Annotated in this window: 8 protein-coding genes; 3 read left to right on the plus strand and 5 right to left on the minus strand. The window is 47.5% G+C overall.

All coding sequences use genetic code 11. From position 1 onward, the window contains the following. Positions 1 to 89 precede the first annotated feature (89 nt). Positions 90 to 2,876: a DNA polymerase I gene (gene polA, locus ATB02_RS22365; RefSeq protein WP_000250021.1), complete on the minus strand. Its 2,787-nt coding sequence runs from the start codon at positions 2,874 to 2,876 to the stop codon at positions 90 to 92. A gap of 363 nt (positions 2,877 to 3,239) precedes the next feature. Here polA and ATB02_RS22375 point away from each other — a divergent pair, with 363 nt between their 5' ends. Continuing rightward, positions 3,240 to 4,172 (plus strand): acyltransferase, encoded by a 933-nt coding sequence (locus ATB02_RS22375; protein WP_105272261.1) that lies wholly within the window; start codon positions 3,240 to 3,242, stop codon positions 4,170 to 4,172. Between the two features lie 40 nt (positions 4,173 to 4,212). Here the strand turns inward: ATB02_RS22375 and ATB02_RS22380 are convergent, their stop codons facing one another. The 4 genes from ATB02_RS22380 to ATB02_RS22395 all read right to left on the minus strand — a co-directional run bounded on the left by ATB02_RS22380 (position 4,213) and on the right by ATB02_RS22395 (position 7,773). Continuing rightward, the gene (locus ATB02_RS22380) at positions 4,213 to 5,643 is read right to left on the minus strand and encodes a YdgA family protein (RefSeq protein ID WP_105272262.1); all 1,431 of its coding nucleotides are present in this window, start codon (positions 5,641 to 5,643) and stop codon (positions 4,213 to 4,215) included. A gap of 154 nt (positions 5,644 to 5,797) precedes the next feature. Further along, positions 5,798 to 6,424 carry a thiol:disulfide interchange protein DsbA gene (dsbA, locus tag ATB02_RS22385; protein ID WP_000725337.1) on the minus strand — a complete coding sequence of 209 codons (627 nt, stop codon included), beginning with the start codon at positions 6,422 to 6,424 and terminating at the stop codon, positions 5,798 to 5,800. A gap of 16 nt (positions 6,425 to 6,440) precedes the next feature. Next, positions 6,441 to 7,427 carry a stress response kinase SrkA gene (gene srkA / locus ATB02_RS22390; RefSeq protein ID WP_001065497.1) on the minus strand — a complete coding sequence of 329 codons (987 nt, stop codon included), beginning with the start codon at positions 7,425 to 7,427 and terminating at the stop codon, positions 6,441 to 6,443. Positions 7,428 to 7,503: 76 nt separating this feature from the next. Continuing rightward, positions 7,504 to 7,773, minus strand: coding sequence for a YihD family protein (locus ATB02_RS22395; protein ID WP_001295263.1), 270 nt, complete (start codon positions 7,771 to 7,773; stop codon positions 7,504 to 7,506). A gap of 69 nt (positions 7,774 to 7,842) precedes the next feature. Between ATB02_RS22395 and mobA the strand changes: the two genes are divergently transcribed. Beyond that, the gene (mobA, locus tag ATB02_RS22400; protein WP_105272263.1) at positions 7,843 to 8,427 is read left to right on the plus strand and encodes a molybdenum cofactor guanylyltransferase MobA; all 585 of its coding nucleotides are present in this window, start codon (positions 7,843 to 7,845) and stop codon (positions 8,425 to 8,427) included. Then, positions 8,409 to 8,936 (plus strand): molybdopterin-guanine dinucleotide biosynthesis protein MobB, encoded by a 528-nt coding sequence (mobB, locus tag ATB02_RS22405; protein ID WP_000907615.1) that lies wholly within the window; start codon positions 8,409 to 8,411, stop codon positions 8,934 to 8,936. Before mobA ends, mobB begins: the two co-directional genes overlap by 19 nt. The last annotated feature ends 164 nt before the right edge of the window (positions 8,937 to 9,100 follow it).

Below are 9,100 nucleotides of genomic sequence, written 5' to 3' on the forward strand. Positions count from 1 at the left end.
AGTTGTTGCATAGGAATTTCTAATAGCCATCACAAAACGTGACAGCTTATGTTGCTTACTTACGAAAAAAGGGCATGTTCAGGCGAATCTTAGTGCGCCTGATCCCAGTTTTCGCCACTCCCCACTTCCACCAGCAACGGCACATCCAGACGGGTACAGTTTTCCATCAGTTGATGAATCTGTTTCGCGACGGCATCGACATCATCTTTATGAACTTCAAATACCAGTTCATCGTGTACCTGCATAATCATACGCACACGCGGTTGCTCAGCTTGTAACCACGCATCAACGGCAATCATCGCTCGTTTGATAATGTCGGCGGCGGTTCCCTGCATTGGCGCGTTAATGGCTGCACGTTCAGCCGCTGCACGACGAGCACCATTGCTGGATTTGATATCCGGCAGATACAGACGGCGTCCGTCCAGCGTTTCAACGTAGCCCTGTTCTTTCGCCTGCGCACGGGTGCGCTCCATATACTCCAGCACGCCTGGGTAGCGTTCGAAGTAAAGGTCCATGTACTTCTGCGCTTCTTTACGTGGAATGTTCAATTGTCGCGCCAGACCGAAAGCACTCATGCCATAAATCAGACCAAAGTTGATCGCTTTCGCGCTACGACGTTGCTCGCTGGTGACGGTTTCCAGTGGCAAACCAAACACTTCTGCCGCCGTAGCCCGGTGGATATCTTTTCCTTCCGCGAATGCGGTCAGCAAGCCTTTGTCACGCGAGAGATGCGCCATAATGCGCAGTTCAATCTGCGAGTAGTCCGCCGAGACAATCACATAATCTTCTGGCGCAATAAACGCCTGGCGGATACGGCGACCTTCTTCGTTACGCACGGGTATGTTTTGCAGGTTAGGATCGGTTGACGATAAACGTCCCGTTGCGGTTACTGCCTGGTGATAAGAGGTATGTACACGCCCGGTTTTCGGATTGATCATCAGCGGCAGCTTGTCGGTGTAGGTCGATTTCAGCTTCGCCAGACCACGATACTCCAGAATCACTTTTGGCAACGGATAGTCCAGCGCCAGTTCTTCCAGTACCTCTTCCGACGTTGACGGCGCGCCACCCGGTGTTTTCTTCAGCGGCTTAATACCCTGTTTTTCAAACAGAATAGTTTGCAACTGCTTGGTGGAAGAAAGGTTAAATTCTTCACCTGCAATTTCATGCGCTTTCTTTTCCAGCTCAGCCAGACGTAGAGTGAGCTCTTCAGAATGATTATGAAGCACTTTCGGATCGATCTTCACACCGTTACGTTCAATGCGTGAAAGCACCGGCACCAGCGGCATTTCGATGTTCTCGAAGACGTTCAACGGCCCTTTGTGTTTTTGCAGATCCGGCCACATTTTCAGATGCAGCTGCAAGGTGACATCGGCATCTTCGGCTGCGTAACGTCCGGCCTCTTCGAGGGCAATCTGGTTAAAGGTCAGTTGATTTTTGCCTTTACCCGCAATCTCTTCAAAAGTGATGGTTTTGTGCTTCAACCAACGTTCCGCGAGGCTGTCCATATCGTGACGCCCGGCAACGCTATTGAGAATGTAGGATTCAAGCATGGTATCAAACGCAATCCCACGCAGCTCAATGCCGTAATTCGCCAGAATACCGCGATCGTATTTCAGGTTTTGCCCAACCTTCAGCGCCTTTTCATCTTCCAGCAGCGGTTTTAGCAACTCGAGTGCACGCTCGCGAGAGATTTGATCGGGCGCATCAAGATAATCATGAGCAACCGGAATATATGCCGCTACGCCTGGCTCGATAGCAAAAGAAAGCCCGACCAGGTTAGCAGAGATGTTATCGAGGCTGTCGGTTTCTGTATCAAAGGCAAATACCGGCGCTTTTTCCAGCTTCGCAATCCACGCTTTCAGTGTTTCTTCATCAAGGATGGTGACGTAGTTGTCATACGAAATCACCGTTGCCGTCACTTCTGGCGCTTCGTCTGCAACACTGGTTTCCTGCGGCCTGGCTGCGGGTTTCGCCCCTTTAGCCTGTAGCCATTTGCCCGCTTCGACATCAGCAGTCCAGCGTTTGAACTCATACTTTTTGAACAGCCCTAACAACTCTTCTGCCGCCGGTTGCTGCACTTCCAGTTGTTCACAGGTCAGCTCTAGTTCAACGTCGGTTTTAATCGTCGCCAGCTGGTAAGAGAGATAAGCCACTTCTTTGTTTTGCTCGAGCTTCGCCGCCATTGTTTTCGCGCCACGGAAGCTTAACCCAGCAATTTTTTCTGGCTCGGCATACAGCGTATCCAGTCCGCCAAGACCTTGCAGCAATGCTTGCGCGGTTTTTTCACCGACGCCCGGTACGCCAGGGATGTTATCAGAGGAGTCACCCATCAGCGCCAGGAAGTCGATGATCAGTTCTGGCGGCACGCCGTACTTATTCACCACCTCTTCCGGGCCGAGGATGGTATTCGTCATGGTATTGATAAGCGTAATATTTGGCGTCACCAGCTGCGCCATATCTTTATCGCCTGTGCTTATCAGCACCGGACGCCCGGCTTTTTCGGCTTCCCGCGCCAGAGTACCGATAACGTCGTCCGCTTCTACGCCAGAAACCGCCAGCAGCGGCAGTCCCATCGCTTTAACCATCGCGTGCAAGGGTTCGATTTGTGCACGCAGATCGTCCGGCATTGGCGGGCGATGTGATTTGTAATGTTCAAACAGTTCATCACGAAAGGTTTTTCCCTTGGCGTCAAAGACCACCGCTGCATGCGTCGGTTTATATTGCATGATCAGACTGCGCAGCATGTTGAGGACACCATACATCGCACCGGTCGGCTCGCCTGCGCTGTTAGTCAGCGGGGGAAACGCGTGATATGCGCGATAAAGATAAGATGAACCATCTACAAGGATAAGTGGATTTTGGGGGATCTGAACCATAATGTCCGTGCCTGTTTATCAGATTATGGGTAAAGGATGCCACAGACAGGATGAAAACATGAGTTTTTCACCGCTTTTCGTGAAAATCTTTTGTAGATCTTCTGGATCGCTCGCAAATCGTCATGTGGATAACTTTGTGCATAAATTATTTACATCGCTTTTAATTTATTATCATGCTTTTTACAGCATGATGTTTGTCTTTGCTTTTCATACATTTAAATATAAAGCCATCCCTAATAATTGTGATAATGGGATTTTTTCTAATGTGGATAGATATGAATTATTTTTCTCCTTAAGGATCATCCGTTATTTGGGGCGTTTTCTGCTAAAATCGGCGCCTTGCGCTTCTTTAGCGCACTGTCTATGGCTAACCTTTTGAATAAATTCATTATGACGAGAATACTCGCTGCGATAACCCTTTTGCTGAGTATCGTATTGACCATTTTGGTCACTATTTTTTGCTCCGTCCCGATCATCATTGCCGGGATTGTAAAACTATTGCTACCTGTGCCAGTCATTTGGCGAAAGGTTTCGCGTTTTTGTGATTTTATGATGTATTGCTGGTGTGAAAGTCTGGCGGTATTACTGCATCTGAACCCACACCTGCAATGGGAAGTTCACGGGCTGGAAGGGTTAAGTACGAAGAACTGGTATCTGCTTATTTGTAACCACCGTAGTTGGGCAGATATTGTCGTACTGTGCGTGCTGTTTCGTAAGCACATTCCGATGAATAAATATTTCCTCAAGCAGCAGCTTGCCTGGGTGCCATTTCTTGGCCTGGCATGCTGGGCGCTGGATATGCCGTTTATGAAGCGTTATTCCCGCGCTTATTTATTACGTCATCCGGAACGACGTGGTAAAGATGTTGAAACCACCCGGCGTTCTTGTGAAAAGTTTCGCCTGCACCCCACCACCATTGTCAATTTCGTTGAAGGCTCCCGTTTCACGCAAGAAAAACATCAGCAAACCCACTCCACTTTTCAAAACTTGTTGCCACCAAAGGCGGCAGGCATTGCGATGGCGCTAAATGTACTGGGTAAACAATTCGATAAACTGCTTAATGTTACGCTGTGTTATCCGGACAATAACCGTCAGCCGTTCTTCGATATGTTAAGCGGTAAACTGACGCGAATTGTCGTACATGTGGATTTGCAGCCTATTGCCGATGATTTACATGGCGACTACATCAATGACAAAAGCTTTAAGCGCCATTTTCAGCAATGGCTGAACTCACTGTGGCAGGAAAAAGACCGGCTTCTGACGTCTCTCATGTCATCGCTGCGTCAGAATAAGTAGATTTTACTCGCCTCTGAATGAGCAGAGGCGAGCGAGTATTTTAATGAACAAAACGTCCGGCACGAGACATAAATTCTTCTTCGCTCATCTCCTGTCCGTTAAAAACAACTTTACCCGGTGTATAACGCAGTTGCAGCGAGGCGGTATTGTTGTCAATCTTGATTAACTGCAACATTTGACCTAATGTCATCATCCCGCTGATTTGTTTATCAGCCTGCTTTTGCGCTTTTTCCGCATCCATGCCTTCAGATAAATTAAGCTGTTTTGCGGTTTCTGTGACAACATTAAGCGGTAACTTCACGTCAAAATTGAGCGATTTAATATCTTTGTTTGTGGATGATGAAGATTTGGCTGGGTCGGCAATACTGATATCCAGATTGGCATTTAGTTCGCCGAGTGCGTTCTTCCATCTTACCGGTTGTTTAATGGTCGGCTCACTTTTTTGTAATAACGGTAAATACTCTTTGAACAATGCAGCATTCACTTCTTGCAGAGCAACTTCATCGTTTGCTAACTCAGGGTGTGCAGCAAGCTGCTTCTGCATCGCAATGTTATACTGAATGATAAATTGGCGCACCGCTGAGGGATCAATAGATTCCGCAATCAAGGACCACTCACCACTACCGAGTTGCTGATTCCCTTTTGTTAACTTATCAAGTTCGTAGGTCAGATTGACATTGATATAATCTTTGTCTTTAACGCGATCCAGCCTGGTTTTTGCAACGAAAGCATCGATTTGGGCAACGTCTTCTCCCTGATTGATAATGTTAATCTGATTGAATTTCGACTCGCTTTCGCCAACCGGAAATTTCTTTTCTTCTAATCGCGTCAGAGAATCAATGGTAAAACTTTTCGCCGTTACTTTGTTCAATGGCGATAATTCCAGAACAATATCTTCGACTTTGCCTTCAATATCCAGGTTAGACAATGAGCTACCATCACCATTAAAAGTAAACTGGCCTTCACCAAAAGAAAACTTTCCATATTTTGCAGGGGCAACATCTAATGTCGTGGAGAATGAGCCACCAAACGCGAATCGCAATGTCGCTTCCACGGGCGATTTATTTTTTGCGGCGATAAATAGCGGTTGTGTCAGTTCATTATTCACTAAGTTCACTTTTGCCGCTGCCAGTGCGGGGATGACATTACCACGCATTAACATTGTGATGGGCAACGGACCGTGCTCAACATCCACATCAAATGCAACTTTCTGGCCTGGCTTGATATTGAGATCGGGTGCACCGTTATCAAATGTCATTTGCATTTGAAAATGAGAATTAAAAAAGCCTTTGTCAAAGTTTTTATAACTTAACGTCATATCGTAGGCATGTTCACCTTTCTTTTTAGCATCGTTAAAATCTTTAATGAACTTTTCGACACCAGGCTGAATTTGCGTACCTGTGTACCATGTGCCACCACCCCAGATTACGGCTAACGCAACAATAACACCTGTAGCTGACTTACGTATCATATAAATATTCCCTGATAAAACAGCAAAACTTTGAATATCCACTTATGCTGAAATAATGTCCAGCGGCAGGACGCATTATCAGAATGTATTTATATTTATTAAATAATAAAAAAAGCCCGTGAATATTCACGGGCTTTATGTAATTTACATTGAATTATTTTTTCTCGGACAGATATTTCACAGTATCAGCATACTGCTGAACAAAAACATCCATATTGCTGGTATCCATACCCTGCGGATTCAGCTGATATTTACCGTTAACAAACATCGCCGGAACGCCACGCAATTGCACGTCAGCTGCAGCTTTTTCCTGCTGAGCGACCAGGGATTTCACCACGAAGCTGTTCCACGCCGCGTCGTACTCTTCACCTTTAATACCTGCGTTGATAAATACATCGCGGATATCAGATGCTGAACGAATGGTCTGGGTTTTCTGTACGCCTTCAAACAGCGGAACAGTGACTTTGTCTTCCACGCCCAGTGCCATCGCCACTGCCCATGCCTGAGTCAGATCTTTGCCCAGGTCACCCCCCATGAAGTTGACGTGGTATTTAGTCATCTTCACGCCTTCCGGCAGTTTTTTCTTCACGTTATCAGAAATATGCAGAACTTCTTCAAACTGATAGCAGTGCGGGCAGAAGAAAGAGAAAAACTCCAGCACTTGCGGCGCGCCAGCTACCGGTTTTTCCAGGGTAGTGTACTGTTTACCATCTTCATACTGCGCCGCCGATGCGCTAAACGCTAAAACTAAACCAGCCAGCGCCAGCCAAATCTTTTTCATGATCTACTCTCTCCGATTAATACATAGGTGTTAATTGCAAAGGGGGTTCTTGTAGAACTTTTGCCTGTTCTATAAAAGTCGCCGTCTGTCGCAGCCAGTAATCTTCCCCGGTTAACCACGGGAAATTTTTCGGGAACGCGGGATCAGCCCAACGCCGCATTAGCCAGGCAAGATAATAAACCAAACGCATGGCGCGTAAAGGTTCAATCAGTCCGATTTCAGCGGTGTCGAACTCGCTAAATTCTTCATAAGCTTCAATAATAGTTTCCAGTTGCATCCGCTGCTCGGCTTTATCGCCATTGAGCAACATCCACAAATCCTGAACGGCTGGACCATTACGTGCATCATCCAGATCAACGAACATTGGACCATCACGCCAGAGAATATTCCCGGCGTGGCAGTCTCCATGTAGCCGCAGAACGGTGAAATCTTCCCGCCAATGTGCTGTAACGGCGGCGATCAGCTCATCTGTCGCTTTCAGGAATGCCGCTTTCAACCCGGAAGGTATCAGTGTAGCGTCCTCAAACAGCTTGCGTGGCTCAATGAGATATTCATTCAGACCGATGGTCGGGCGATGGATAAAAAGCTGTTTGCGCCCCGTCTGGTGCATACGCCCTAAATAACGCCCAACAGCTTCCATCTGATCGATATTATCAGCTTCGAACTGGCGACCACCGACGCTTGGAAAAACAGCGAAATAAAATCCCTGATGATTCAATAAAGTCTGACCGTTAAAGGCCACAGGCGCTGCGACCGGAACTTCATCGTTAACCAGCTGCAACGCAAATTGATGTTCTTCGAGGATTTGATCGGCTGTCCAACGTTCAGGGCGATAAAATTTGACGACAAAACGTCGACGATCTTCGTCCTGAAATTGATAGACACGGTTTTCATAGCTGTTAAGCGGGGTAAGACCGGAATCCACCCGGATCCCATGCTCAAACAGAGCGTCCATGATGGTATCCGGGTGTAGTGTCTGGAAAGTAAAAGCGCTGTTGTTCATCCCATCATCCGGAAAACATTACGAATGATGAAGGATATCATTTCACGATGATTTTGGTGGCACCGCTTACAAGCTTTTACTCTTTAATTACGCCGCGAGCGCGTAACAGCGCCGTTTTGAAATCTTCTTCATAATCTTTCTGCAAACCCGGGATCACCGCATCTTTCGCGGAATCACGCATTTTCAGGTGATAGATCAGAATGTCATCCGTCAAATCCGCCAGTTCGCCGTCAAAACCTGACTCTTTCGCCAGTTTCTGCAAAAATTGCAGCAGGTTAAGGTCTGGCTCTTTTTGCCAGGCTGGCTGGAGGAGTTCAATAACTTCATTCAGACGTTTACATTTCATAGTAATGCTCCTTACTCTTGAGACAGACACGTTAGCAGGGTCAATCCCACAATAAAAGAGGCGATATCGGTGAATCTGATGACGACGATAACAGGCGTTGTGCTGGCGGGCGGTAAAGCCAGACGAATGGGCGGCGTAGATAAAGGATTGCTTGAATTAAACGGCAAACCATTATGGCAACATGTCGCTGACGCGCTTATGACGCAACTCTCTCACGTCGTGGTTAATGCTAATCGTCATCAGGAAATCTATCAGGCAAGCGGTCTGAAAGTGATTGAAGATACACTGGCGGATTACCCAGGCCCTCTGGCAGGAATGCTTTCAGTAATGCAGCAGGAAGCGGGGGAGTGGTTTTTGTTTTGCCCATGCGATACGCCTTACATTCCCCCTGATTTAGCTGCCCGGCTTAATCATCAGCGCAAAGATGCGCCTGTCGTGTGGGTCCACGACGGTGAACGCGATCACCCGACTATTGCTCTGGTAAACCGCGCAATTGAGCCTTTATTACTGGAATATCTGCAAGCAGGAGAACGCCGGGTAATGGCATTTATGCGTCTGGCTGGCGGTCACGCGGTCGATTTCAGCGATCATAAAAAGGCATTTGTAAACGTGAATACGCCAGAGGAGCTTGCCCGATGGCAGGAAAAACGATGATACCGTTACTCGCCTTTGCCGCGTGGAGCGGCACTGGAAAAACTACGCTGCTGAAAAAACTGATCCCGGCATTATGCGCCAGAGGGATTCGTCCAGGGCTGATTAAGCATACGCACCATGATATGGATGTTGATAAACCGGGCAAAGATAGCTATGAACTGCGCAAGGCTGGCGCGGCACAAACCATCGTTGCCAGCCAGCAGCGATGGGCCTTGATGACGGAAACACCAGACGAAGAAGAGCTGGATCTACATTTTCTCGCAAGTCGAATGGATACCTCAAAGCTGGATTTGATTCTGGTCGAAGGGTTTAAGCATGAAGAGATCGCAAAGATTGTGCTGTTTCGCGATGGAGCCGGACATCGACCGGAAGAATTAGTGATAGACAGACATGTTATTGCTGTAGCCAGTGATGTGCCGCTTAATCTTGATGTCGCGTTACTGGATATTAATGATGTTGAGGGGCTGGCTGATTTTGTGGTGGAGTGGATGCAAAATCAGGACGGATAAGCAAGAGTAGTCTGGATCAGACGCGCCAGCGTCGCATCCGACCTTTTTCTGCACCAGCGCAAAAAGGCCATCCTGACGGATGGCCTTCTGCTTAATTTGATGCCTGGCAGTTCCCTACTCTCGCATGGGGAGACCCCACACTACCATCGGCGCTACGGCGTTTC

The sequence above is a fragment of the Escherichia sp. MOD1-EC5189 genome, assembly GCF_002966045.1.
In the GTDB taxonomy this organism is placed as follows: domain Bacteria; phylum Pseudomonadota; class Gammaproteobacteria; order Enterobacterales; family Enterobacteriaceae; genus Escherichia; species Escherichia coli_F.

Excerpts from the sequence above, each read along its gene's own strand:
- srkA (WP_001065497.1), bottom strand. The coding sequence starts at position 7,427 with ATGAACAACAGCGCTTTTACTTTCCAGACACTACACCCGGATACCATC.
- ATB02_RS22375 (WP_105272261.1), top strand. The coding sequence starts at position 3,240 with ATGGCTAACCTTTTGAATAAATTCATTATGACGAGAATACTCGCTGCG.
- ATB02_RS22395 (WP_001295263.1), bottom strand. The coding sequence starts at position 7,773 with ATGAAATGTAAACGTCTGAATGAAGTTATTGAACTCCTCCAGCCAGCC.
- dsbA (WP_000725337.1), bottom strand. The coding sequence starts at position 6,424 with ATGAAAAAGATTTGGCTGGCGCTGGCTGGTTTAGTTTTAGCGTTTAGC.
- ATB02_RS22380 (WP_105272262.1), bottom strand. The coding sequence starts at position 5,643 with ATGATACGTAAGTCAGCTACAGGTGTTATTGTTGCGTTAGCCGTAATC.
- mobB (WP_000907615.1), top strand. The coding sequence starts at position 8,409 with ATGGCAGGAAAAACGATGATACCGTTACTCGCCTTTGCCGCGTGGAGC.
- polA (WP_000250021.1), bottom strand. The coding sequence starts at position 2,876 with ATGGTTCAGATCCCCCAAAATCCACTTATCCTTGTAGATGGTTCATCT.